General features: G+C 70.2%; 21 protein-coding genes and 1 rRNA gene. 12 read left to right on the top strand and 10 right to left on the bottom strand.

Features of this window, described 5'->3' with window-relative positions; translation table 11 throughout:
* Positions 1-4: 4 nt before the first annotated feature.
* Positions 5-1,636, bottom strand: coding sequence for a golvesin C-terminal-like domain-containing protein (locus BLU09_RS06315; RefSeq protein WP_167371035.1), 1,632 nt, complete (start codon positions 1,634-1,636; stop codon positions 5-7).
* A gap of 411 nt (positions 1,637-2,047) precedes the next feature.
* Here BLU09_RS06315 and BLU09_RS06320 point away from each other — a divergent pair, with 411 nt between their 5' ends.
* Together BLU09_RS06320 and BLU09_RS06325 are read left to right on the top strand one after the other, a co-directional pair.
* On the top strand, positions 2,048-2,785 hold the full coding sequence (locus BLU09_RS06320; RefSeq protein WP_090486847.1) for a metallophosphoesterase: 738 nt from the start codon (positions 2,048-2,050) through the stop codon (positions 2,783-2,785).
* Between the two features lie 11 nt (positions 2,786-2,796).
* On the top strand, positions 2,797-3,378 hold the full coding sequence (locus BLU09_RS06325; RefSeq protein ID WP_186817723.1) for a DUF2378 family protein: 582 nt from the start codon (positions 2,797-2,799) through the stop codon (positions 3,376-3,378).
* A gap of 10 nt (positions 3,379-3,388) precedes the next feature.
* On the opposite strand, the gene BLU09_RS06330 is transcribed toward BLU09_RS06325, so the two are convergent.
* On the bottom strand, positions 3,389-4,405 hold the full coding sequence (locus tag BLU09_RS06330) for a hypothetical protein (RefSeq protein WP_228558111.1): 1,017 nt from the start codon (positions 4,403-4,405) through the stop codon (positions 3,389-3,391).
* Positions 4,406-4,683: 278 nt separating this feature from the next.
* Positions 4,684-6,645, bottom strand: a complete 1,962-nt coding sequence (locus BLU09_RS06335) for a potassium transporter Kup (protein ID WP_090486855.1) — start codon at positions 6,643-6,645, stop codon at positions 4,684-4,686.
* 277 nt (positions 6,646-6,922) lie between these two features.
* Here BLU09_RS06335 and BLU09_RS06340 point away from each other — a divergent pair, with 277 nt between their 5' ends.
* Entirely contained in the window at positions 6,923-8,416 is a 1,494-nt protein-coding gene (locus tag BLU09_RS06340) for a sensor histidine kinase (protein WP_090486857.1), read from the top strand.
* Positions 8,417-8,450: 34 nt separating this feature from the next.
* Here BLU09_RS06340 and BLU09_RS06345 read toward each other — a convergent pair whose 3' ends face one another.
* Complete coding sequence (locus BLU09_RS06345) at positions 8,451-8,996, bottom strand: hypothetical protein (protein ID WP_090486859.1); 546 nt, start codon at positions 8,994-8,996, stop codon at positions 8,451-8,453.
* Positions 8,997-9,278: 282 nt separating this feature from the next.
* Here BLU09_RS06345 and BLU09_RS06350 point away from each other — a divergent pair, with 282 nt between their 5' ends.
* Positions 9,279-10,208, top strand: a complete 930-nt coding sequence (locus BLU09_RS06350; protein ID WP_244171460.1) for an acyl-CoA desaturase — start codon at positions 9,279-9,281, stop codon at positions 10,206-10,208.
* 20 nt (positions 10,209-10,228) lie between these two features.
* On the opposite strand, the gene BLU09_RS06355 is transcribed toward BLU09_RS06350, so the two are convergent.
* On the bottom strand, positions 10,229-10,669 hold the full coding sequence (locus tag BLU09_RS06355) for a group II truncated hemoglobin (RefSeq protein ID WP_090486865.1): 441 nt from the start codon (positions 10,667-10,669) through the stop codon (positions 10,229-10,231).
* Positions 10,670-10,830: 161 nt separating this feature from the next.
* Between BLU09_RS06355 and BLU09_RS06360 the strand changes: the two genes are divergently transcribed.
* The gene (locus BLU09_RS06360) at positions 10,831-12,906 is read left to right on the top strand and encodes a hybrid sensor histidine kinase/response regulator (protein ID WP_090486868.1); all 2,076 of its coding nucleotides are present in this window, start codon (positions 10,831-10,833) and stop codon (positions 12,904-12,906) included.
* Here BLU09_RS06360 and BLU09_RS06365 read toward each other — a convergent pair.
* Positions 12,875-13,759 (bottom strand): 5'-3' exonuclease, encoded by an 885-nt coding sequence (locus BLU09_RS06365; protein WP_090486870.1) that lies wholly within the window; start codon positions 13,757-13,759, stop codon positions 12,875-12,877. The genes BLU09_RS06360 and BLU09_RS06365 overlap by 32 nt on opposite strands.
* A gap of 194 nt (positions 13,760-13,953) precedes the next feature.
* On the opposite strand from BLU09_RS06365, the gene BLU09_RS06370 reads away from it, so the two are divergent.
* From BLU09_RS06370 to BLU09_RS06380, 3 genes are read left to right on the top strand one after another with little or no spacing between them, the layout of a single operon-like run.
* A complete protein-coding gene (locus BLU09_RS06370) occupies positions 13,954-14,313 on the top strand; it encodes a DUF4398 domain-containing protein (RefSeq protein WP_090486874.1) in 360 nt (119 codons plus the stop codon).
* Positions 14,314-14,339: 26 nt separating this feature from the next.
* A complete protein-coding gene (locus BLU09_RS06375; RefSeq protein WP_090486877.1) occupies positions 14,340-15,569 on the top strand; it encodes an OmpA family protein in 1,230 nt (409 codons plus the stop codon).
* Positions 15,570-15,592: 23 nt separating this feature from the next.
* Positions 15,593-16,183 carry a GNAT family N-acetyltransferase gene (locus BLU09_RS06380; RefSeq protein WP_090486880.1) on the top strand — a complete coding sequence of 197 codons (591 nt, stop codon included), beginning with the start codon at positions 15,593-15,595 and terminating at the stop codon, positions 16,181-16,183.
* Between the two features lie 7 nt (positions 16,184-16,190).
* On the opposite strand, the gene BLU09_RS06385 is transcribed toward BLU09_RS06380, so the two are convergent.
* Together BLU09_RS06385 and BLU09_RS06390 are read right to left on the bottom strand one after the other, a co-directional pair.
* A complete protein-coding gene (locus BLU09_RS06385; protein WP_090486883.1) occupies positions 16,191-16,946 on the bottom strand; it encodes a DUF1338 domain-containing protein in 756 nt (251 codons plus the stop codon).
* A 414-nt stretch (positions 16,947-17,360) separates the two neighbouring features.
* Complete coding sequence (locus tag BLU09_RS06390; RefSeq protein ID WP_163884510.1) at positions 17,361-17,879, bottom strand: hypothetical protein; 519 nt, start codon at positions 17,877-17,879, stop codon at positions 17,361-17,363.
* 165 nt (positions 17,880-18,044) lie between these two features.
* On the opposite strand from BLU09_RS06390, the gene BLU09_RS06395 reads away from it, so the two are divergent.
* On the top strand, positions 18,045-18,554 hold the full coding sequence (locus BLU09_RS06395; protein WP_090487085.1) for a GNAT family N-acetyltransferase: 510 nt from the start codon (positions 18,045-18,047) through the stop codon (positions 18,552-18,554).
* 87 nt (positions 18,555-18,641) lie between these two features.
* Here the strand turns inward: BLU09_RS06395 and BLU09_RS06400 are convergent, their stop codons facing one another.
* Positions 18,642-20,471: a collagen-like protein gene (locus BLU09_RS06400; protein WP_261770673.1), complete on the bottom strand. Its 1,830-nt coding sequence runs from the start codon at positions 20,469-20,471 to the stop codon at positions 18,642-18,644.
* A 406-nt stretch (positions 20,472-20,877) separates the two neighbouring features.
* On the opposite strand from BLU09_RS06400, the gene BLU09_RS06405 reads away from it, so the two are divergent.
* The 3 genes from BLU09_RS06405 (at position 20,878) to BLU09_RS06415 (ending at position 23,333) form a co-directional block, all read left to right on the top strand.
* Positions 20,878-21,402, top strand: coding sequence for a phage tail protein (locus BLU09_RS06405; protein WP_090486889.1), 525 nt, complete (start codon positions 20,878-20,880; stop codon positions 21,400-21,402).
* Between the two features lie 135 nt (positions 21,403-21,537).
* Positions 21,538-22,698 (top strand): AI-2E family transporter, encoded by a 1,161-nt coding sequence (locus tag BLU09_RS06410; protein WP_090486892.1) that lies wholly within the window; start codon positions 21,538-21,540, stop codon positions 22,696-22,698.
* 20 nt (positions 22,699-22,718) lie between these two features.
* Positions 22,719-23,333: a DedA family protein gene (locus BLU09_RS06415; RefSeq protein ID WP_090486895.1), complete on the top strand. Its 615-nt coding sequence runs from the start codon at positions 22,719-22,721 to the stop codon at positions 23,331-23,333.
* 77 nt (positions 23,334-23,410) lie between these two features.
* Here BLU09_RS06415 and rrf read toward each other — a convergent pair.
* Positions 23,411-23,527, bottom strand: a 5S ribosomal RNA gene (gene rrf, locus BLU09_RS06420).
* Between the last annotated feature and the right edge of the window lie 146 nt (positions 23,528-23,673).

The raw sequence follows: 23,673 nt of genomic DNA on the forward strand, positions 1-23,673 counted from the left end.
CACCTCACTGAATCCGGAGGGCGTCCGCCATGACGACGTAGCCTTCGGTGGCCCAGCGGCTCAGCTGCACCTTGTTCCAGCCGGCGTTGAAGTTGTAGGTGCCCAGCGTCACCCACTTGCTGCCGTTGGTCTGCTGGTTCACCGTCACCGTGCTGTTGCCGCCCGCGTGCGTAATCATGAAGGGCGCCGCGGGAGAGCGGTTGGTGCCCTGCACCCACCAGGCCTGGATGGTCCGGCTGCCCGCCGCAGGCATGTGGAAGTGGAACACCGCCGGCTCGGAGATGGGCTGCGTGGAGGCGTAGTAGTAGTCGTTGCCGTAGTAGCCCGCGCTGGTGCCACGCGCCCAGGAGGACGGCACCGCGATGTAGCCCTTGCTGGAGTCGTTGTTGGCGTTGTTGCTGTCCACGACGATGGCCGGGTTCGTTCCACCGCCGCCGTCACCACACTCGCTGCGAATCTTGCTGATGTACGTGGACCACGGCCAGTTGGGGCCCGGGTCCGTGCGGGTCTCCGGCTGCAGCCGGCCGTGCGCCACGATGTGGTAGCTGTCGCGCGGGATGCCCTGGTCCCGGGTGATGTTGCACGTCAGCTTGGCGGAGGTGGTGATCATCCCCGAGGAGAACGAGGCCGAGCTGGCGTAGCCACCGTGCTCGATGCCGATGGAGAAGTCGTTCGTCGACCGGCCGTTGAGGTGCGACTTGACGCCGCCGTTGAGGCTGCTGCGGTAGGCGGCGGCCACGTGCCAGGCGCGGCTCGACTCACGCACCAACTGCGACACCTCGGTGCCGCTCTCGTTGACCACGTAGTGCGCGCTCACGCCCGCGGCGGAGTTGGTCAGCCAGCTCCAGCAACCCGAGTAGCCACCCTCACAGGTGTGGATGACGACCATCTGCTGACCGATGCCAGCGGGCCGCGCGTTGTAGTTGGGCGACGGGCGCCAGATGGAGGCCGCGTAGTCCGGACCGGCCGCCAGGGCCTGCATCTTCGGCAGGGCGAACTTCGGCTCGACCTGGGTGGCATCCAGCGACACCGCCACCTTGCCCGCCGGCGTGAACGCGCCCGCGCCCTCGCGCAGCACGGCGTACACGTCGTTGTGGATGTAGTGCGCCTGGATGTCCGGGTCGGAGATGTCCGTCAGGCGCACGGCCACCGGGGCCCACGCGCCCAGGTCCGCGCGGTCGATGCCCGCCTCGTCGGCGTACTTCGACAGCAGCGCGGCGCCGGCGCGCAGGTTGGCCAGCGGCTCGTCACGCACCGCGTCCGCGGACACGCCCGCCAGGGCGGCGCCGTCGGTGATGAGCTGACCGCGCAGGGCCAGCAGACCAAAGGCCGCCGGGCGGCCCTCGAACTCCTCCTCGCCGCGGACGTGCTCCCAGCGCGTCTCCGCGTAGGAGATGGCCTTGAGCAGGCTCACCGGAACGTTGAACTCACCAGCGGCCTTCGCGAACTGCGCGTCCAGTTCGTTGGGCGTGCGGCGAGCCGCATCGGCCACCGCGCGGGCGGCGTCGTCCACCGCGCCTGCGGGAACCTGCGACTCAGGTGCCGTTTCTTCCGGAGACGTTTCGGTCTGGGGGCCACAGGCCGTCAGGGCCATGGCCGCGGCCGTCACCGCGAACGTCTTGCGCAACACGTGCATGGAAACTCCTTGAAGGGGGGTCAGCAGCTCCACGGTCGCTCCCGTCCCACGGGAGCGGCGCAGGGCGCCATGCCTGAGCACCATGCATGCCAGCCACGCGCTCCCAGGGAGCACCTCTTTTCCCCGACCTCAGGTGGAGCATGGATGCTCCACCTTCCTGTCAAGAAATCCGCCCCCGAACCCGGGCCCCTGACGGCGCAACCCCCTGGAATCAGGGATGACGCACATGTAAGCCCTGACAACGAAGGCATCGGATTGGCCAACCGATGTCGCACTGACGTGTTTTGAGACAGCCTCGCGTAAAAATATTTTACTACCTTTCCAGTCCTCCCCACCTTTTGGCGTGACACCGGATGCAGGAGATAGGACGAGGGGGCCGACAGGGGCGAGGGCTTCCGCTATGAGGGGGCCATGCGGCTCTTCGGAATCGGCGACACCCACCTGCCCTCCACGCGACAGAAGGACATGCACCGCTTCGGGTGGTCCGAGCACCCCCTGCCGCTGCAGCGCGCGTGGGATGAGCGGGTGGCTCCGGAGGACGTGGTCATCGTGGCGGGGGACATCTCCTGGGCCACGCGGGCCCACGAGGTGATGGATGACCTGGCGTGGCTGGACGCGCGCCCGGGCCGCAAGGTGCTGGTGCGCGGCAACCACGACTACTGGTGGGGCGACTCCGCGTCCAAGCTGCGCAAGCTGCTGGAGCCCTTCCGCACCCTGGAGGGCTTCCTCCACAACAACGCCGTCGTCATGGGCCCGTGGGTGATTGCGGGCAGCCGGCTGTGGACCGCGCCGGAGGCGCCGCCCATGCCCGGAGGCGAAATGGGGGACGAGGCGGCGGACACCGGCTACGTGGAGCGGGAGACGCGCCGGCTGACGGCCTCCATGGAGGACGCGAAGAAGAAGGAGGCGGCCAGCGCCACGCCGCTGGTGCGGGTGGTGGCCGTGCACTTCCCGCCGGTGTACGCGAACGAGAAGCCCACCGCCTTCAGCGAGCCCATTGAAGCCTTCGGACCGAAGGTGTGCGTCTATGGCCACCTGCACGCGGCCGGCATCGCCGCGGGCTTCACGGGCGAGCGCGGCGGCGTACGCTACGTGCTGGCCTCGTGTGACGCGGCGGGCTTCGCCCCGGTGCTGCTCGACGAGGTGTGAGGAGGCGCGCCATGCCGTCCAACAAGGCGGAGCTCGAGGCCCGGCTCGCGGCCGTGCACCCTGGTGATTCGGTGCGCGGGCTGTTCTTCAAGTCGGTGCTCAGCCTCGTCCAGCAGCAGGCGGGCCTGACGGCGCTGGAGACGGTGCGCCAGGGGGCGCTGGGCGCGGCGTACACCGACTTGCTCACGTACCCGGCGCGGGACTTCCTGACGCTCCTCTACCGCGCGGCGGACGCGCTGGAGCCGCTGCTGGGTCCCGAGGACGCCGTCTTCCACGCCTGCGGCGAGAAGGACGTGACGCGCTTCTCCACCGGGCCGGGCATGCTCATCTTCGGAATCATCTCCCGCGGGGACCCGCAGAAGCTCTTCGCGGGCGCACAAATGGGCTACGGCGCGGCCGTCAGCTACGGCAGCCGCGACTACGTGCCCACCGGCCCCACCTCCGGCACGCTGCACATGCGCCGGGACATGCTGCCGCCCGCCTACCACGAGGGCATCCTCACCGGCGCGCTGAAGGTGCTGGGCCTGCAAGGCACCGCGCGCGCGACGCCGCGAGGCATCGACAGCGCGGACTACGACATCCAATGGGCTTGAGGCGCGGCGCTCAGTCCACGCGGGTGTAGGTGACGTCCAGCTCGGCGACGACGCGCTCGCCCACCGACGCCTGGCAGGTGAAGGTGTGCGCGTCACCGTCATGCGCGCTGCGAACGGCGCCGAACGTCACCGTCTGGCCCGCGTAGGCCAGGGTGTCCGCCTTCAGGCGCACGTCCTTCGCCATGCAGCGGGCCCACGGCGCGCCTTCCAGCCGGCGAAGCAGCGTGGTGGCCACACGCGTCATCCCACTGGCCACCACGGCCACCGGCATCACCGGGTGCAGCGCGAAGTGCCCCTTGCACATCTCCGCCGTCACCGGCCCCAACGTGGCCGACAGGCTCTCACCATCCGGCCGCCAGTCACGCAGCGCCAGCGGCTTGCTGTAGGGGTTCTGCCGCAGCTTGGCCCACTCCTCGGGGGTGCGCTGCACGCCGTCGTCGCGGCGCGGCTCGCGGCGCATGTCCACCCGGGCCTCGCCGAACAGGCGCGTGAAGGCGGCGGCGGACAGCACGTTGTAGTCCACCTCCAGGCGGAAGAACGGCGTGCCGTCCGGCAGCGACAGCAGCGTGTGCGCGGTGGCCGAGCGGCGGCCGGTGAACTCCGCCTTCGCCAGCCCCCACAGCAGGTCCGTGGCGCGGGCCATGGGCTCCGGGCGCAGCCACTGCCCGCGCGCGCCGCACGCCAGGTAGAAGTGCTGGCCGTCCTTGGGCGACATCAGCGCGGACGCGCACGAGCCCAGAATCGCCAGGTGCCGCCCCGCCTCACCCAGGCCAATGGGGCCCGCTTCCGCGTCCGGGTCCTGCTGCACCGGGATGCGCGCCACCACCTCGCCCTCCCCCATCACCGTCACGTCCTTGAGGGCGTAGTAGGGGTCCCGCACGCAGATGCGCGGATAGAGGTCCGCGTGCGTCAGCAGCGTGTGCGGCGCCAGCCCCGACAGCGTCTCCAGCGTCTGCTCCGACGAAGCCCAGGCAGAAACAGGGGCAACAGCGGAATTCGCGGACGAGGGCGCAATGTCGAGGAGCATGGACTGACCTGATTTCGGACAAGGGGTGCCGGGGGACACCAGTTTTCGAGATGCCGAGCTTCGTTCCGCCGACAGAAGACAAATTCCGGCGGACGAAAATGATTATCGGCATACGGTCCGATTTGTTGCTTCCTGCCGTAATTTTCCGTCCGAGAGGTAAAACTGGACGCAAATGTGGCAGGGAGGCGCAGCCCAGGACACAGAATCGTCATTCAACGCAAAGAGTCAAGGCAGATGTGGGGTGAAGCACACCCGCCCTGGCTCAGGCGTTCACGGGGCTACAACTCCACCTGCGCCCCCAGCTCCACCACCCGGTTGGGCGGGATGCGGAAGTACGAGGTGGCGCTGCGCGCGTTGCGGCTCATCCAGGCGAACAGCGCCTCGCGCCACACGGCCATGCCCGGGCGCTTGGTGGGAATCAGCGTCTCCCGTCCCAGGAAGAAGCTGGTGCCCATCAGCTGGAACTGGAGCCCCTTCTCGCGGCAGCGCTTCAGCACGTCGGGGATGCCCGGGTTCTCCATGAAGCCGTAGCGCGCCACCACGCGCACGAAGCCCTGCTCCAGCGGCTCCACCTCCACGCGCTCGCTGTGCGGCACGTGCGGCAGCTCCTCGGAGAGGATGGTCAGCAGCACCACCTGCTCGTGCAGCACCTTGTTGTGCTTGAGGTTGTGCAGCAGCGCGGGCGGGGTGCCTTCCGCGTTGCCTGTCATGAAGATGGCCGTGCCCGGCACCCGCACCGGAGGGTGGTCGCCGAAGCTGCCCAGCAGCTCCTTCAGGGGGATGCTGGACGCGCGCAGCTTGGCCGCCAGGATGTCGCGCCCCCGCTTCCACGTCGTCATCAGCGTGAAGACGACGACAGCCATCAGCAGCGGGAACCAGCCGCCGTCCGCCACCTTCACCGCGTTGGCGCCAAAGAAGGCCAGCTCCACGGTCAGGAACAGCCCCACCACGGGCATGGCCACCCACCGCCGCACGCCCCACAGCTCCCGGGCCACCACGTAGGCCATCAGGGTGGTGATGACCATGGCCGTGGACACCGCGATGCCGTACGCCGACGCCAGCGCGCTGGAGGAGCGGAAGCCCAGCACCAGCGCCACCACGCCCACCAGCAGCGCCCAGTTCAGACCGGGCAGGTAGATTTGCCCCATCTCCTCCGCCGAGGTGTGCACCACCTCCATGCGCGGGCTGTAGCCCAGCTGCATCGCCTGGCGCGTCAGGGAGAACACCCCCGCGATGAGCGCCTGCGAGGCGATGACGCCCGCCACCGTGGCCAGCGCCACCAGCGGGTACAGCAGCCAGGACGGCGCCAGCAGGAAGAAGGGATTGCGCGCGGCGCTCGCGTCGCGCAGCAGCAGCGCCCCCTGCCCCAGGTAGTTGAGCATCAGCGCCGGCAGCACCATGGAGAACCATGCCAGCTGGATGGGCTTGCGGCCGAAGTGGCCCATGTCCGCGTAGAGGGCCTCACAGCCCGTCACCACCAGGAACACGCCGCCCAGCACCAGGAAGCCATGCAGGTGGTTGTGGCGGAACAGCTCCACCGCGTGCCAGGGCGACAGCGCCCCCAGCACCGCCGGGTTGTGGACCAGCTCCTTCACGCCCAGCCCCGCCAGCGTGAGGAACCAGACGCACATGACGGGACCGAAGACAGCGCCGATGTCCGCGGTACCGTGCCGCTGCACCAGGAAGAGCCCCACCAGGATGACCAGGGCAATGGGGATGACGTAGGGGTCGAAAACGGACGTGGCCACATGCAGGCCTTCCACCGCGCTGAGCACGGTGATGGCCGGCGTGATGATGCCGTCTCCATAAAGGAGCGCCGCGCCGAAGATGCCCAGCGTAATCAACACCGGACGCGCCCGGTGGGACGGCTGCGCGCGCTGCCGCTGCATCACCAGCGCCATCATCGCCAGGATGCCGCCTTCGCCCCGGTTGTCCGCCTTCATCACCAGCAGCAGGTACTTCACCGACACGATGATGATGAGCGACCAGAAGATGAGCGACAGCACCCCCAGCACGTTCGCGGGCGTCGGCGGAATCCCATGCGCCCCCGTGAAGCACTCCCGCAACGCGTACAGCGGGCTCGTGCCGATATCGCCGTAGACGATGCCCAAGGCCCCGAGGGCCAGCAGCGCCGAGCGCTTGAAGGTGTCCGGGCCCTTTTTGACGTCTTCGCCGCCCGGCACTCCGGTGGTGGTCGCTTTCACGAAACCGCGCTTTAGCTGAACCCGGGCCTGGAGCAACCGCCACCGTGTCGCGCGCGGAGTATTCCCTTGTGCGCCTGACGCCTCCCCGCCTCGGCGTCACAGGGCCCTAGGGCGGGGAGTGCGTCTGGAACGAACACTCCCAGGCCAGGGATGTTCGACATTCGCGACGGCACGGCCGCCCTGCCTGGAGGGACGCTCCTCGCCCCGTTACAGCCATGCTCCCATGCAACACGATGGGTGGGGGGACTCGATGACGATGGTGGCGGCACTTGGTCAGGCAGAAGCCCGGCGGTCCGGAGCACGAGGTCCAGCGATGCTGGAAGCCATCCTCCAGGTCTCCCCCCTGGCCATCCACCTGATGGACCTGGATGGCACGGTGCGGCTGTGGAACCCCGCCGCCGAGCGGCTCTTCGGCTGGAGCCGGGAGGACGTGCTGGGCCACCGCGCTCCCTGGGCCACCGACGCCCGCTGGGAGAAGTTCCGCCGCCATCAGGAGCAGGCCACGCAGGGCCTGGAGCCGCCCTGTCTGGAGCTGGAGCTCCACCGGCGAGATGGCACGCCCCTCCACGTGGAGCTGTGGGCGGCGCCCATGCCACCGTCCACCACCGGTCCCGCCCAGTGCCTGGGCATGCTGGTGGACGTCACCGAGCGGCGCCGGGGCGAGGCCCACCGACAGCTCCTGTCAGAGGCCAGTGAAGTCCTCGGCGCCAGCCTGGAGCAGGACGCGACGCTGGAGCACCTGGTGCGGCTCGCCGTGCCTGGCTGCGCGGATTCCTGCCGCGTGTTCCTCGAGGAGGCCCCGGGTGAGGTGCGATGCGTGGTGGCCGCGGGCCTGGACGCGCGGGAGCCCCTTGATGCGGGTACGCCTCAGGTCCCGGACGAAGCGGCGGTGTCGCGAATCATCGCGTCCGGAGAGCCGGCGCTGCACGACGCGCAGCCGCCGTCCTGGCTGGGCGTGCCGCTGGCGTGGCCGGGGCGGAAGGGCGCCGCGCTTGTCTTCTCGCGCACCGGACGGACCTTCGACGCGCGGGACATGGCACTGGCTCGGGAGCTGGCGCGCCGGGCGTCACTCGCCCTGGACCACGCGCGCCAGTACCACGAGGCGCGCCAGGCCATCCGCGCGCGCGAGGAGTTCCTGGCCATCGCCAGCCATGAGCTGAAGTCCCCCCTCAGCGCGCTCCAGCTCCAGGTGCAGAACCTGCGCACCGCCCTGGAGCGCTCACCGGACGCCGTCCCCTGGGAGCGGCTGCACCGGGGGCTGGACCTGGTGGGCCGGCAGGCGAAGCGTCAGGCGAAGCTCATCGACGCGCTGCTGGACGTGTCGCGCATCCACGCCGGACGGCTGGAGCTGAACCCGGAGCCGCTGGACCTGGGCGCCCTGGTCCGCGAAGTGGCGGAGCGCTTCGAGCCGGAGCTGGCGGGCGCGGGCACACACCTGACGTTGACGCTGCCGTTGGAGGCCCACGGCCACTGGGACCGGCTGCGACTGGACCAGGTGCTCACCAACCTGGTGTCCAACGCCATGAAGTACGGGCGGGGCAACCCCGTCCAGGTGGCGCTGTCCAGCACCGAGACCCACGTGCGCCTGGACGTGCGCGACGCGGGCATCGGCATCCCGCCGGAGCACCTGTCCCGCCTCTTCCACCGCTTCGAGCGCGCCGTGTCCGGCCGGGACTACAGCGGCGTCGGCCTGGGGCTGTGGATTGTCCGCGAGGTGGTGGAGGCCATGGGTGGCCACGTCACCGTGAGCAGCGAGCTGGGCGTGGGCTCCACCTTCACCGTGGTGCTGCCGCGTGCGCGCGGGTGAGGACGCCCAGGGCCCACCCGCGCGGGCGCGCCCCTCACAGCGCGAGGAACAGGATGGCGGCCTTCTCCTCGGGGCTCGCCGCGAGGAACTCGTCCGGCAGCCAGATTTCCGAGTCGGGCGTCATGGCCCGGTCGCAGCTGCGCCGGCCCGTGTAGAAGCGGTTCGTGTTCTGCGCCTTCAGCCGGTAGGTGCAGTCGCGGACGTAGAGGGTGAGCTCGCTGGGGCTCAGCTTCAGGTTGACGGGGCGTCCGCCAAATCCGCCCTTGGCCACGATGGCGTCCCCCTCCTTCGTCACCGTCAGGTTCACCGGCGCGCCGCCGACGGCGCCCTCCACAGCCCCGTCCTTCAGCGTCAGGGCGAAGCTGCCCTTCAGCCCGCGGCCCTTCAGCATCCCGGGCGAGCGAGCCACCTGGAAGTCCGCCCCCGTCACCGCCTCTGGCGTCATCTCCAGATTGAACGACTGGTAGGCAATCTTCATGTTGATGGCGTCCTGCTTCCGTTCGGCCATCGCCACGCCTGCCCCCAGCACCACCCCCAACACCAGCACGCTCCGGCGGAGCGGCATCAGCATGCGCTTCATGTGGAGACCTCCTCGTACGGTTTCATCCCCAGCTGACTAACGGCAGTGTGGACACCGGATACCGGCCCGTCATGCACCTTGGGGTAACCCCCGGGAATTGCTTTCGGCGCGGTGGCCATCCCGCCAGGGAGGGGCCGGCGGGAGTCCACCGCCCACGCCGTGGGCACGCGCCGTGAACGACGTTGACACCCAGGCCCACCCCGCTCGCGCAACTCCGCGGAAACAGGCCCGTCCTCCGGTGGCAGGCCCCTTGCGATGGCGCCCCTCCAAAAGGAGCGGGCCATGGCGGAGACGGGTAACACGCGGTGGGGAACGGCGAGGCTGGACGGAGGCAAGGTGCTGCGCTGGAGCCTCCTGCACGCGGGAGCGCTGGTGGGGGGCACCTGCTTCTTCTCGTGGAGCGCGGTGGCGGTGTTCGCCGGGATGACCGCGGTGACGATGTGCCTGGGCGTGTCGGTGGGCCTGCACCGGGGACTCATCCACCGGGCATTTCGTGCCTCGGCGCCCGTGGAGCGCGCGTTGGCGCTGCTCGGCACCCTGGCCGGGCTGGGCGGCCCCATCGCGATGAGCCGCATGCATGACCTGCGCGACTTCCACCAGAACCAGCCGGAAGCGGACTGTCCGCCCTACTTCGGCTACCGCGAGGGCTTCACGCGCGCCATGGCCTACGCCCTCTTCCACACCTGGCACCCGCGAAGCGGCGCCGCGGACGTGCCAGCGGCGCCCCATGTGACGCAGGACGTGTTCTTCCGCGGGCTGGAGCGCGCGGGCCTGTGGCTCCAGGTGCCGCTCGCCCTGGCCTTGTACGCACTGGGCGGGGCGCCCTGGGTGGCCTGGGGCATCCTGGTGCGGCTGGCGCTCACCCAGGACGGCTTCTGGTGCGTCCATTACGTGAGCCACGTGGAGGGCGAGCAGCCCTACGAACTGCCGGGCTGCGCCGAACAGGGACGCAACGCCGGCTGGCTGGCGCTGCTGAGCATGGGCGAGTCGTGGCACAACACCCACCACGTCTACCCGGCCTCGGCGCAGATGGGGCTCGGGTGGCGACAGCCGGACCCGGGCTGGTGGGCCGTGCGCGGGCTGGCCGCGCTGCGGCTGGTGCATGACGTGAAGTCGCTGGCTCACCTGCCGCCGCGTCCGGGCGCCCGCCCGCGCCGTCCGGAGCCTCGTCGAACCCGGCGCCTCTGCGTGCTCGCCCTACGCCGGGCCTAACGCTCCGATGTGGGCGTGCTTCACTCCTCGACGTTGCGCAGGAAGTCCGCCACGTGGGCGAAGCGCCCATCGAGGAAGCGGCGCAGGCCCCCGGTGATGCCCCGCGCGTCCATGGCCCGTTGCATGGAGCGCACCCATGCATCCCGCATGGCGACGCCGATGGACAGGTGGCCATGACGCATGCGCAGGCGGGGGTGGCCATGACGTTCCGTGTAGTCCTGCGGCCCGCCCAGCCATCCCGCGAGGAACAAGCCGAACCGCTCACGCGTGCCGCGGTTCACCCGGCCCTCGGCGTCCAACTCGTGCAGGCGCGCCAGCTCCGGCTCGTGGGCGTCCATGGCGTCGTAGAAAGCCTCGGCCAGGGCCATGGCCGCGTCGGTGCCGCCCAGCCGGTGGTACGGCAGGTCGTCCGGGCTCGGCACCCAGTCGTCTTCGGTGGGCATCTTCAGTTGTACGGACATGCTTTCTTTCTACCGCTGGAAGCGCCCGGGTTCATGGAGACTCGTCATTCCCCTCGAAACGCCCGGCTGACCTCCGGCGGACAGAGAGGCAGGCGCTCCAGGGTCCGCTTGCCCTGGAAGATTTGACCTGGGAGAGAGGCGGTTGCTAGAGCCGGCCACCCGTGCCCATTCCCCCCCGCGTCGCACCCTCCCCTCCCGTGGCCTGGGTGCTCGACGACAGTCCGGTAGAGACCCAGGCCATCTGCCGCGCGCTGGAGCCCTACTGCAGGGTCACCGGGTTCTTGGACGGAGCCTCGCTGCTGGAGTCCCTGACGCAGGGGCCCATTCCCGAGGTGCTCGTGCTGGACTGGCACCTGCCCGGCATGTCGGGCCTGGAGGTCTGCCGCTTCGTCCGGAGCAATCCCGCCACCGAGCACGTCCCCGTCCTGCTCATCACCGGGAACACGCGCGCGGAGGACGTGGTGGAGGGCCTGGCCGCGGGGGCCAATGACTACGTCTTCAAGCCCTTCCGCCCGGTGGAGTTCGCCGCGCGCGTCCAGGCCCTGGCGCAGTGGGAGCGCACGCGACGCAAGACGTTGGAGGACGAACGGGCGCGACGCCGGCAACTGGAAGGCACGCTGACGGAGGTCCAGGCCGCCGAGGAGCGCGCCTGGCGCAGCGAGCTGCGCTTCCGGCTGGCGGCGCGCGCCACGCGGGACGCGGTGTGGGAGTGGGACCCGCGCACGGGCCTCACGGACTGGACGAGCGGCCTGCACGAAGTCTTCGGCTACGCCCCCGGCACCATCCGGGACGAGCATCACTGGTGGGAGGAACGGCTGCACCCGGACGACCGCGCGCGCGTCGTCGCCAGCCTCCAGGCCACCTTGGAAGGCCCCGAGCACGAGTGGCAGGCCACCTACCGCTTCCAGCGCGGAGACGGCTCCTGGGCCTACGTGGCGGACCGCTGCCACATCATCCGCGACGCGCAGGACAAGGCCACGCAGGTGGTGGGCGCCATGCAAGACGTCACCGTGCGCCAGGAGGCCGAGGTCGCCCGGGCCCGGCTGCTGGAGCTGGAGCGCGGCGCCCGGGAGGAGTCGGACCGGCAGCGTGCCATGCTGGCCACGCTCTTTGAACAGGTGCCCGCGCTGCTCGGCGTGCTGAGCGTGCCGGACCAACGCTGCGTGGTGGCCAACGCGCGGCTGCGGCAGCGCTTCGGCCAGCGGCAGTTGGTGGGCTGCACGCTCCGCGAGGCCCTGCCGGAGCTGGAGGGGCAGAACGTCCTCGAGCTGCTGGACACCGTCTTCGCCACTGGCGAGCCCTTCAGCGCGCGGGAGCTGCCCGTGCGCATCGCCCAGGTGCCCGGCACCCTTCCGCCGGAGGGCTACTTCGACTTCATGTACCAGCCGATGCGGGACGCCAGCGGACGGCTGGCGGCCGTCATCCTGTTCGCGGTGGAAGTCACAGACTCCGTCCTGGCGAGGCACAAGGAGTCGGAGCTGGCGCAGCAGATGAAGGCCCGCGCGGACTTCGAGCGGCAACTCATCGGCATCGTCAGCCACGACCTGCGCAACCCGCTGGGGGCCATCACCCTGGCGGTGTCCATGATGCTCCAGCGCGGACCGCTGGATGAGCGGCAGGAGCGTCAGGCCCAGCGCATCCGGAGCTCGGCGGACCGCGCGACGCGGATGATTCGCGACCTGCTCGACTTCACCCGCGCGCGTCAGGGGACGGGGCTCCCGGTGTACCCGCAGCCCATGGACCTGCACGAAGTCGTTCGCGCGGTGCTGGACGAGGTGCACGCCGGCTGGCCCGACCGTCACCTGGAGACGGAACGCACCGGAAATGGCTTGGGCACGTGGGACCCGGACCGGCTCGCGCAGCTCATTGGCAACCTGGTGGGAAACGCCTTGCAGTACAGCCCGCCCGGCACGCCCGTGCGGGTGACGTCCCGAGGCGATGACGACGGCGTCGTGCTGGAGGTCCACAACCTGGGCCCGGCGATTCCCCTGGAGCGGCAGCCGCGCATCTTCGAGCCGCTGGAGCGCGCCACGGTGCGCCCGGAGGACCAGGGCCGGCGCAGCATCGGCCTGGGACTCTACATCGTGCGCAGCATCGTCCTGGCCCACGGTGGCACGGTGGAGGCCCACTCCCAGGAGGAGACGGGCACCACCTTCACCGTGCGGCTGCCACGCCATGCGCCCACGGCGCTGCCCGTGCACGAGCTCACGGCGCCCAGCGCTTGGGACGGCGCTTGAGCGTCGTCAGGCCCAGCCGGTCACAGAACGCTTCGTACACGGCGGCCGGCACGCCCTTCCACGCCAGGTCCTCCAGCGATGACGTGCCCGGCAGCGGCGCGTCCGTCACCAGCGTGGCCAGCCGGCGGTAGAGCAGCGCGGCGTCACGGTGCTCGCGCAGCGTCGCGGCCAGCTTCTCCGCGCCCCGGGGACGCACCTTCCACTCGGACGCCTCCGCGGGGATGTCCTCCAGGTGGCCATGCGCGCTCAGCAATGCCGACGCGCCCTTCTCCCCGAAGCCCGGCAGCCCGGGGATGCCATCCGCCGCGTCGCCCATCAGCGCCAGCAGGTCCGGCACGCTCGCGGGGGGCACGCCCAGCTTCGCGCGCACCGCGTCCTCGTCGAGCACCCTCTCCTGCCGCCGGTCCACCTGCACCACGCGGCTGCCACGCACGCACTGGCCCAGGTCCTTGTCGGGCGTGAGCAGCCGCACCTGCTCCACCGCGTCCGCCCAGCGCGCCGCGGCGGTGGCCAGCGCGTCATCCGCCTCCTGGTCCTTCATGGACCACGCGGTGACGCCCAGCGCGCGCACGGCCTCCTCCGCCAGGTCGAACTGCGCGCGCAGCTCCGGGGGCACGCCCTCGTCGCTCTTGTAGCCGTCGAACAGCGCGTTGCGGAACGAGCGGATGGGGTTGTCGAACGCCACCGCCACGTGCGTCACCGCCTCGTCCGCGTCGTGCAGCAGCGCGAGCAGCGAGGACATCAGCCCCACCGTGGCCTTCACGTCCTGTCCATCCGGCGCGGCATGGCCCGGACGGGGCGAGAAGTGGGCGCGGTAGAGCTCGTAGGTGCCGTCGACCAGGTGCAGGCGCATGTCGCCCTCTCTACCCCCGGTGGCGCACGCCGGCCAGTGCCCCGGTGCGCCCGGAAGGCGCTTGCCAGGCTGCCCGCCCGCCCTTCGGCCAACCCTGCCACGGTCGGATTGCCGGCCTGTCTCCGAGGCCTCACCTCTACGTCTGGGCGCGCCATGACGCGTGTCCACGTCCTCGAGCGGCAGGAGGTGAAACCATGCGCCTGAAGCTGGCGGCGGTGCTGCTGGGCCTGACGATGGTGGGATGCGCCGGGCGGCAGGTGCTTCCCGCGCCGAATGAGCGCCGTGTGCAGGCGGAAGCCTCGCTGCGCGCGGCGGAAGGCGCAGGCGCCGCCCGAGTCCCGGAAGCGGCCCTCCACCTGGAGTTCGCCCGGCAGCAGATTGCCGACGCGGAGCGGCTGTGGGTGGAAGGCGAACAGGAAGCCGCGGAGCTGCGCTTCATGCAGGCCGAGGCGGACGCGGAGCTGGCGCAGGCGCTGGCCCGGGCCGTCCCGCTGGAGCGCGAGTCGCGACGCACGGCCGCCCAGGCGGAGTCCCTGCGCCGCGGCCAGCCGTGAGCAGACAACCTCGACAGGAGAGCGACATGCTGAAGCGTGGATGGAAGGCCTTCGCTGGCGTCACGGCGCTGGCCGCCGTGGGGTGTGCACACGCACCACCGCCACAGGAGCTCCTCAACGCGCGCGCGGCCTACCAGGAGGTCTCCACCAGCCCCCAGGGCCGAGAGCGTCCTCGAGACGTCGCGGCGGCGCGAGATGCGCTGCTGGAAGCCGAGCGGGAGTATGACCGCAGCCAGGACTCTCCTCGCACCCGCTCGCTGTCCTACGTGGCGTTGCGCAAGTCCGAGACGGCGGGGGCACGCGGCACCGCGGACCTGGCGGCGCGCCGTCAGGCGGAGGCCCAGGCCACGCTCCAGCAAGCGCAGGCGCGGCAGTGGCAGCGCTCGCAGGCGGAGCTGGATGCGGCGCGGCAGCAGCTCGCCCAGGCCGAGCGTGAGCGGCTGCAAGCCCTCCAGCAACAGCAACAAGCCCGGCAGCACGCCGTGACGCAGCAGCAGGAAGCCGAGCGCATGCGGATGGATGCCCAGCGGCGCCAGCACGAAGCGGAACAGCTGCGGCGGCTGGCCCAGCAGCAGGAGGCGGAGTCGCGGCGGCTGGAGGCGAAGACCACGCGGCTCCAGGAAGAAGAGCAGCGCCGGGCTCGGGCCGAGTCCGAATCCCGGCGCCTGGCCCAGGAGAACCACGAACTGCTCCAGCGCTCGGCGGAGCTGGAAGCGGAGCAGGAGGCACGGCGCCAGGTGGAGCGGGAGCTGGAACGCGAGCGACAGGCGCGGCTCGACGCGGAACGGCGCGCCACGGAGGCGCTGACACAGCTGGAGTCGACGGCGCGCGACGTGAAGGTCCGCGAGGAGGCGCGAGGCCTGGTGCTGACGATGTCAGGGCAGGTGCTGTTCGCGTCGAACGCCGTGGACCTGCTCCCGACGGCGCGTGAGCAGCTGACGGAGGTGGCCAACGCGCTCAAGGTGTCCGACAGTCCCCTGGTCATCGAAGGCCACACGGATTCGATGGGCTCGGACGCGATGAACGAAGCCCTGTCCTACCGGCGGGCGGAGCACGTGCGGGAGTTCCTCATCAGCCAGGGCGTGAGTCGCGACCGCATCCAGGTGCGCGGCCTGGGCGAGTACCGCCCCGTCGCCAACAACTCCACCCCAGAGGGCCGCGCCAACAACCGGCGCGTTGAAATCATCCTCCCGCGTGGAGGAGAGGAGGCCACGGGCGGCAGCGGCGCCGAGCCCCCGACGACGCCTCGGCGCTGAAATCCCACGGACGCCGGAGTTGAATGCCCGCCATGGGCCCAGGCGCAGTTTTCAACCTGCTGAGCACCGAACGCCTGCATCTGGTGCAGCTCCCACCGGATGCGGCGTGGCGGGTGCTCGCGTACCACGAGGCGAACCGGGAGCACGTCTCCACCGTGTCACCGGCACGGCCGGCCAACTTCTTCTCGGTAACGTACTGGCGCACGCGGCTGGCGCAGGACCGCGAGGACTTCCGGCTCGACCTGTCCCTGCGCGTGTTCCTGCTGCCGCGAAACCAGCCCATCCAGCTATCGCCCATCATTGGCAACGCCTCACTGACGAACATCCGCCGGGGCCCGTTGCAGTCCGCGGACCTGGGCTACGGCCTGGACCACCACTACGAAGGCCAGGGCCTGATGACGGAGGCCCTGCGCGCGCTGTGTGACTACGCCTTCAACGTCATGGGCCTGCACCGGCTCCAGGCCAACCACCTGCCGGAGAACCTGCGCAGCGCCGCGGTGCTGAAGCGCCTGGGCTTCCAGGTGGAGGGCATCGCGCGGGAGCTCCTGCTCATCGACGGCCAGTGGCGCGACCACGTCCTCAACGCGCTGATTGCCCCTGGCCGGCGGGGATGACCCGGGGCTACTCGCCGCGCTTCGTCATGTCGAAGAGCGCCCGGGCCTGGGAGCCCAGGAAGCCGTCGAAGTCCGGCGTGCGCTGGGCAATCTCGAAGTAGGCGTAGGGCCAGGAGCGCGAGCCACCGCCCTTGAGCGGCACGGGCAGCAGCGCGGCCTGCGTGGCCGTCTGCCGCAGCGACGTCCCGGGCGCGCCCTCGATGTCGGCCTTCATCGGCACACCGGCCTCGCGCATGCGTCGCTGCCACGCCTCCACGTCGTCCACCGAGCCGGTGAAGTGGTTCACCTTGCGGCCGAAGGCGAGCAGCCAGGCGCCATACTGGGACTCCTTCTCCAGCTCCAGCAGCGCGGCCTCGTCTGGAGGGGACGGCGGGCCGAACCACGCGGCCAGTGCGTCCACATCCTCGGGAGGTGCGGGGTCCTCGGGCAGCCGGGCGAGCAGCTCGCGAGCGCGCGGGGACAGCTCCTCCTGCTTCAGCTCGGAGATGAAGATGCGGGGCAGCCCCGCCGGATGTGACAAGTAGATGGCGGACAGGTGCGCATCCGGAAAGGTGTACGCGCCCGCGGCCTTCCAACCGAGCCGGATGAAGGGCTGCGAGAAGAGCGCGATGCCACCACCGGGCCGGGCCAGCGAGCGGAGCGCGACGTGGTCATTGCGGAAGCGGCCCCCGGAGAGCTGCACGAAGGTGCGCGCATAGGGCACCTCCGCGGCGTAGCGCTCCCACAGCAGGTCCAGGAGACGGTGGGCGGAGTCGGTGGTCATGGCGCGCGAATCTAGCGCCACCACCCGCCGCAGGCCGCCTGACGGCCCGAGCCACCGTCCCGCGGAAAAAAGAGCGGCGGCGCGCGGCCCCGGGTCCTTGGAGGGGACTTCAGCCAGAGACGCGCGCCGCCGAGCAGCGAAGCTGCTGAAGACTCGCCTTGGAGTTTCGAGTCTTCACACCGAGGGTCTGGTATGCATTGACTTCTTCCCCGCCACTCCACCCGCCACCCGGAAGCGAGCGCCGGAATAGGGTGTGGCGAAGGAAAATGCCAGGACGCCGCAAGCCGCCTCACCAACGCAGCGTTGAGCTAGCTTGAAGTCCTGCTAATCCAAACTTTGTAGCCGCAACATTCCGCCTGAGATGCGTGAAAGACGGCTCACATCATTTGAATGAGAGAATTTGAGAACGGAGAGTCAGTGCAGGTGCTCGGGAAGCATGGGCAGGCCGTGGAAGAAGCGGCGCCCGCTCTCGAAGCGGCGGTGGAAGCAGATGCGGTCATCCAGGTAGAGGCGGGCCATCTCCTCCTCGCCATAGGCCGTGAAGAAGGTGGCGCGGGCCTCGTCGCAAGCGGCCTCATACGCCGCGCGCAGGGCCTCCCAGTCCTCGGGTGGAGTCTCCTCGCCGCTGAGCCAGACGCCCTGCTCCACGCCGTACTCCCGCTCCATCAACTCCAGCTCCAGCGCCAGGCGGCACACGCGGGGTTCGTCACCAATCGCCTCGTCCGCCATGGAGGTGAGGATGTGGGCCACCAGGAAGAAGCCCGCATCGGGAGGCACCACCCCTTCTTCACGCGCGGCGCGGAAGGCCACCAGCAGCTGCGCATCCATCGCGTCGTCCCCCAATTCCAGCAGCTGGGTGGCGAGGCCCCGCCACCGCGCCTCCATGTCCCCCACTTCCTGGAGGTTCAGTGCCTCGTCTCGCGTCTTCTTCATCGTGTGGCTCCTTCGGGAACTGCTCCCGAAAATCTCATCCGGGTCTGACGTCCAACCACGATTGCGAGGACGTCCGGATTTACCGCTGCTTGCATCCGCCGTTGGGCGGATGACGGAGCACCGCGGTGGCCGTCCGCTGATGGACGCGTCGTCGCCCGTCGAGCCATGCTGCTCGCCACCGTGTCCATCGACCTGCGCGCCGCGACGGCTGCGGACGACCCCTTCCTCTTCGCGCTGTACGCCAGCACCCGGGAGTCCGAGCTCGCGGCCTGGGGTTGGGCGCCCGCACAGCGCGACGCCTTCCTCCGCATGCAGTGGGTGGCGCAGTCGCACGACTGGGCCGCCCGCCATCCTCGCGCCGACCACCAGGTGGTGTGTCTCCAAGGCCAACCCGTGGGGCGCCTGCTGGTCGCGAAGGACGCGGCGGCGTGGCGGGTGGTGGACATCGCCTTGTTGCCCGCGCACCAAGGCCGCGGCGTGGGGACCCGGCTGCTGACCCAGGTGCGGGACGAGGCCGGGAAAGCAGGCGTCCCCCTCCGGCTGCGAGTGCTACGAACCAACCCCGCGCGCAGGCTGTACGAGCGCCTGGGCTTCGAGGTGGACGCCGAGCCTCCCGAGGAGGCCGCCGCCCCTTACGTCGCCATGACGTGGAACCCCGCACCACGTCAGGACTGATGCACAGCGGAACCATGCTCCGGAAACACGAACGGCCCGCGAGCTGATTGCCCGCGAGCCGCCCGCATCCCCCCAAACCGCCAGGACCTACAGGAACACGTTCTCCGGCGTGGGCGTGACAGTCCGGAGGTCATATCCGGCGGCACCCGCCTCGGACGGCTGAGGCGCGGCCAGCGTCCCGCCACCACCCGAGCCACCATTTCCACCGCACGCGCCGCCCCCACCGCCCGCGGAGATGGCCTGGCTTGCGCCCGTGGGATTCGCGGTGGCACCCGCGGCGCCCGCAGTCACGAGAATGCCGCCTGTCACGCTGGGCGTCGTGCTGGAGAGGAGCTGGACGATGCCACCGCCGCCGCCGCCGCCGCCGCCCTTGCCCGCGCCCCCCGCGTTGTTGCCAGCGCCACCATTGGCGCCCACCGCTCGGACGAATCCCCCCACGGTGATGGAGCCCTTGCCCACGAGGACGACGGCGCCCCCCGCGCCACCGCCCGAGCCGGGCAGGTTGGCGGCGGTTCCACCCGCCTCACCATTGGCATTGATGGCGCCCCCCGGGGGAATGCGGATCGCTCCCTGCGCGAGAATGACCAGGGAGCCGCCACCCCGGCCACCGGTCACACCGACCTGCTTGGCCCCCGCGCCGCCGCCCAGGCCGCCGGGTCGCAGGAGTTGCGCGGCCTGGAGCGGCAACAGCCCACGCCCTCCTTGGGGCTCGCCTGCGGCCGCACGCGCCACGCCTGCCTCCGCAGGCCCGGTTCCGTTGTCCTCGGCACTGGGGTCCACGATGATCGTACCGTTGACGGTGACGTCGCCGGTGGCCCGGATGACCGTTCCACTCGGGACAATCAGCGTGCCGGAGATGGTGACGTTCGTGAACTGGAGGTGCTGCCGGCCGGCCAGTGTGCCGTAGCCAGAGGCCGTGGTCAGATCCACGGTGTTGCCGCTGGGGACGTTGTACGCCCCAGCCGACCCATCACCGTAGGCACCAAGCGAGCCCGTGGGCCCCTGCGGACCCTGCGGACCCACCAGTCCCGAAGGGCCCTGGGCCCCTGCAGGTCCCGTCGCGCCCGCAGGACCTTGCCCTCCCTGCGGTCCCGCCGGCCCGTTGCACACGAAGCGGGTGAGCGCGACATTCTCCTCGCCGGCATCCAGCGTCCCATTGCGGTTGGCGTCGACGCCCATCTCCAGCCGCACGCCACCGGTGGCGCAGTTGCCGGCCGCCGGCTCCACGGTGGTCCGCGTCACCGTGCCCAGACCGACATCCCCCTGGGGGCCCGTGGCACCCGCTGGGCCCATCGGGCCCGCAGGTCCTTCGGAGCCCTGCGGTCCCGCCGGCCCGGCAGGTCCGACCGCGCCAGCGGGCCCCTCCGGTCCCCGCTCACCCTGCATGCCCGTCTCGCCCTGAAGACCGGTTGGCCCCTGCACGCCCTGCTCACCCCGGAGGCCCTGCGGGCCCATGGCGCCCTGCGGCCCCTCGGGCCCCATGAGCCCCTGTGCCCCGTTGCACACGTAACGGGTCAGCGAGGCGTCGACCTCCTCATCCTCCAACTCACCGTTCCGGTTGAGGTCGATGCCCGTCTCCACCACCACACCCGCCTGGGCGCAGTTCTCACCGGAGGGTTCGGAGTCGGTCCGAACCAGCGCCGTCAGCCCTGGAGGTCCCTCCGGCCCACCTGCCGGGCCCGGAGGACCTTGCGGCCCCTGTGGGCCCGTAGCGCCAGGCGCACCTGGCTCGCCTTGAGGGCCAGCGGGCCCCTCGGCGCCCGGCGCTCCCGGAGGGCCTTCTGCGCCCGCGGGACCTTGCGGCCCCTGCGGTCCTGGCGTGCCTTCCTCACACGCCGACAGCACCAGCAGTGCCGTCAACGGAAGCGCCTGAAACCATTTCTGATACAGCGGGCGTCGCCAGTTCTCTTGCGTCATCTGCCGGCCTCCTCGTCGTGGAACGTCACGCCGCAGGCCTCTGAGCAAGCCGCACGCCACGCCAAGAAGACCGGGGCGCCCCCAAGAGGTTCGGCGGTAACCGGGCAGATTCTCTCGTGGGAGAGAACCTACGAGGCATTGCCCCGGCGTCCGGGTCAGACGCACCCGCGTTTCATCGGCACGCGGATCCGCTGCGGCGTCTGGGTTGGACGCATGCGCGTCTGTATCGGACGCACGAGCGCGCGTGACACAGCGAGACATGGAGGCACCGCGTCTCACGTTTCATTGCATGCCGCCGTCACACGCACATGAAACACGCGCGATTTCAGCGCTGGCCGGACCTTTGCTCAGGGAGGAAGCGCAGCAAGCGCAGTCAGGCAGTCCTCTCCTCGAAAGGTAGACGCACGTGTCAGAGCCCTTCATCGGTCAGATCATGATGTTCGCAGGCAACTTCGCTCCGCGGGGCTGGGCATTCTGCCAAGGGCAGCTTCTCTCCATCGCCCAGAACTCGGCGCTCTTCTCCATTCTTGGCACCACCTATGGAGGCAATGGACAGACGACGTTCGCCCTGCCGGACCTGCGGGGCCGCTATCCCATGCAGCCGGGCCAGGGCCCCGGGCTGTCCCCCCGCACGCTGGGCGAACAGGGTGGAACCGAAACCGTGACGCTGATTTCGACGCAGATGCCGGCGCACAATCACACCCTGAATGTGAGCAGTCAGCACGGCGATACCGAAACGCCCATTGGCACCGTGCTCGCGTCGGACTCCACGGCGACCGTGCTCAACTACCGGGCTGCCCCCATCGACGGGACCATGAACCCCGCGGCCATCGGCGTCGCGGGGGGAAGCCAGCCGCACAACAACATGTCGCCCTTCTTGTGCATCAACTTCATCATCGCGCTGGAAGGCATCTACCCGTCGCGCAACTGACGCACCGTGAGCCCCAAGGGCTCAGCGCCTCGCTCCATCCACGCGTGCGAGGCGCAGGGGAGCCACGCGGACGGCCGCCGCGAATCCGTCCCCACGAGCCACCCTTCCAGGTCCGCAACGACCCTGAACTGCGGGGTGGGTGGCCCGTTCCCGGCAGGGTGGGCACGTCGGGGGCCGCGTTATGGCACGGGAGCGTGGGCGGTGGTGGCGGAGCGAGACGGCGGGGGGCAACGCTCGCAAGTCACACCGACGACGGTGTTCACCGTCTGCGCCTCCGTGCTGGCGGTGGTCGTACTCGTCACCTTCGTGGCGAAGACGCGGGTGGCGCTGACACTGACGGGCATCGCCACCATCCTGGCGCTCGCGTTGGAACATGGCGTCGCGCGACTGGAGCGCGGCAGGCTGCCTCGACTGGCCGCCATTGCCCTGGTGATGACGGCGTTGCTGGTCGTCGTCGCCGCCCTCGCGCTGCTCGTGATTCCGGCCGCGGCGGACCAGTTGGACGCCCTGGTTCGCCAGTGGCCGCAGTTGATGGCGGAACTGCGGAGCTCTCGGCTCATCCAGGTGCTCAGCGACCGGCTGCAGGCGCTCGGCTGGGCGCGGCGGTTGGAGGAAGCAACTCCCCGGCTCGCGACCGGCGCCCTGCCTACGCTGCTCATCCGAGCCATCGGAGGCGTGGTGGGGGTGGTCATCTCGGCCCTCACCGTCTTCTTCCTCGTCGTGTTCATGCTGACATTCGGAGGAGACCTGATTCGCAGGGGGCTGACCCTGGTCGGCCCCGAGCACCGGATGCGATACGTCCGGGTCCTCCACAACATCTACAGCGCCACGGGCGGCTACCTGTCCGGGCTGGTGCTCATCTGCACCATCAACGCCACCCTGACCACGGTGACGCTGGCGCTCCTGGGCTTGCCGTACTTCCTGCCCCTGGGCATCGCCAGTGGCTTCTCCAGCCTGGTCCCTTATGTGGGGCCGCTCATCGCAGGGGGCGTCATCACCTTGCTGACGTGGGCCACGCAGGGCATCTGGGCGGCGGCGGTCGCGCTCGCCTACTTCCTGCTGTACGGGCCCCTCGAGGGCAACGTGCTGGCCCCACTCGTCTTCCGACGCACGGTCCACGTCAATCCGCTGCTCGTCCTCCTGGCAGTCCTGTTCTGCGCGGAGCTGGCCGGCATCGTGGGCGCGGTGGTGGCGGTGCCCGTGGCCGCGACCCTTCAAATCATCGCCCGGGAGGTCCTCCTCTTCCGGCAGGAGCGCAGGGCGGCGCGCGCAATCCACCCCGCGGAACCTGAATGACGCCCTGAAAGGGGGACACGATGGCCGCGGGTCCACTCCCATGGCTGCTGACTCATGGCACAGCGGCCCTGCTCTTCGCCGCACTGGTCGCCGGAGGCATGGGGGTGCCCATTCCAGAAGACCTGGTGCTGTTGTCGCTGGGCATCCTCGCGCACCGGGACGTCCTGCCCATCGCCCTGGCGGTCGCGGTCGCAGTGGCCGGAGTGCTCTGCGGCGACACGGCCCTCTTCCTCACCGCCCAAAGGTTGGGGCCCACGCTGTACGAGCATCCACGGATGAAGAAGCTCCTGCCGCCGGAACGCCGCGAGCGATTGGCCCGGCTCTACGCCCGCCACGGCGGGCGCTGCATCTTCGTGGGGCGCTTTCTCTCGGTGCTGCGCGGGGCCGTGTTCATCATGGCCGCGGTGCATGGCATGCGGCTGCGCGACTTCCTGCTGTGGGACGGGTTGGCGCTGTGCCTCAGCGCCCCGGTGGTGGTGGCGCTGGGGTACGCCTTCTCGCACAGCGTGGACGCGGTGGCGAAAGGGGCGGCGCGAGCCGAGCACCTGCTGGTGCTGGCCACCACGGCGGCCCTGCTGGCGGTGGGGGCCGTGCGCCGGCTGCGCATGCGGCGCCAGGCCCAGCGCCCGCGGTGACGCGCGGAAACCCCACACAGCCCCAAAACAGAAAACCCCCGGTGTCCACGAGGGACACCGGGGATTTCTCAAAAAGAATCCGGCAGCGACCTACTCTCCCGCGCGGTTTCCCGCGAAGTACCATCGGCTCTGGAGGGCTTAACTTCCGTGTTCGGGATGGGAACGGGTGGGACCCCTCCGACATAGCCACCGGAAAACAAGCGACAGTGCATACAAAGGGTAAGTTTCAATTCATTGCTGAGCGAAGTCTCGCTGTGCGCAGTGTGAGTCTTCCAGGCGAGTGCCAAAAGCACTCGAGCCTCGGCCTTGGCCCCGAGTCCCTTACTCCCCTTGAGGGGGC

It is taken from the genome of Myxococcus virescens, assembly GCF_900101905.1.
In the GTDB taxonomy this organism is placed as follows: Bacteria; Myxococcota; Myxococcia; order Myxococcales; family Myxococcaceae; genus Myxococcus; species Myxococcus virescens.

Coding starts and splice junctions, on each gene's coding strand:
- BLU09_RS06315 (WP_167371035.1), bottom strand. CDS start 1,636: ATGCACGTGTTGCGCAAGACGTTCGCGGTGACGGCCGCGGCCATGGCC.
- BLU09_RS06320 (WP_090486847.1), top strand. CDS start 2,048: ATGCGGCTCTTCGGAATCGGCGACACCCACCTGCCCTCCACGCGACAG.
- BLU09_RS06325 (WP_186817723.1), top strand. CDS start 2,797: ATGCCGTCCAACAAGGCGGAGCTCGAGGCCCGGCTCGCGGCCGTGCAC.
- BLU09_RS06330 (WP_228558111.1), bottom strand. CDS start 4,405: ATGCTCCTCGACATTGCGCCCTCGTCCGCGAATTCCGCTGTTGCCCCT.
- BLU09_RS06340 (WP_090486857.1), top strand. CDS start 6,923: ATGCTGGAAGCCATCCTCCAGGTCTCCCCCCTGGCCATCCACCTGATG.
- BLU09_RS06345 (WP_090486859.1), bottom strand. CDS start 8,996: ATGAAGCGCATGCTGATGCCGCTCCGCCGGAGCGTGCTGGTGTTGGGG.
- BLU09_RS06350 (WP_244171460.1), top strand. CDS start 9,279: ATGGCGGAGACGGGTAACACGCGGTGGGGAACGGCGAGGCTGGACGGA.
- BLU09_RS06355 (WP_090486865.1), bottom strand. CDS start 10,669: ATGTCCGTACAACTGAAGATGCCCACCGAAGACGACTGGGTGCCGAGC.
- BLU09_RS06365 (WP_090486870.1), bottom strand. CDS start 13,759: ATGCGCCTGCACCTGGTCGACGGCACCTACGAGCTCTACCGCGCCCAC.
- BLU09_RS06370 (WP_090486874.1), top strand. CDS start 13,954: ATGCGCCTGAAGCTGGCGGCGGTGCTGCTGGGCCTGACGATGGTGGGA.
- BLU09_RS06375 (WP_090486877.1), top strand. CDS start 14,340: ATGCTGAAGCGTGGATGGAAGGCCTTCGCTGGCGTCACGGCGCTGGCC.
- BLU09_RS06380 (WP_090486880.1), top strand. CDS start 15,593: ATGCCCGCCATGGGCCCAGGCGCAGTTTTCAACCTGCTGAGCACCGAA.
- BLU09_RS06385 (WP_090486883.1), bottom strand. CDS start 16,946: ATGACCACCGACTCCGCCCACCGTCTCCTGGACCTGCTGTGGGAGCGC.
- BLU09_RS06390 (WP_163884510.1), bottom strand. CDS start 17,879: ATGAAGAAGACGCGAGACGAGGCACTGAACCTCCAGGAAGTGGGGGAC.
- BLU09_RS06395 (WP_090487085.1), top strand. CDS start 18,045: ATGCTGCTCGCCACCGTGTCCATCGACCTGCGCGCCGCGACGGCTGCG.
- BLU09_RS06400 (WP_261770673.1), bottom strand. CDS start 20,471: ATGACGCAAGAGAACTGGCGACGCCCGCTGTATCAGAAATGGTTTCAG.
- BLU09_RS06415 (WP_090486895.1), top strand. CDS start 22,719: ATGGCCGCGGGTCCACTCCCATGGCTGCTGACTCATGGCACAGCGGCC.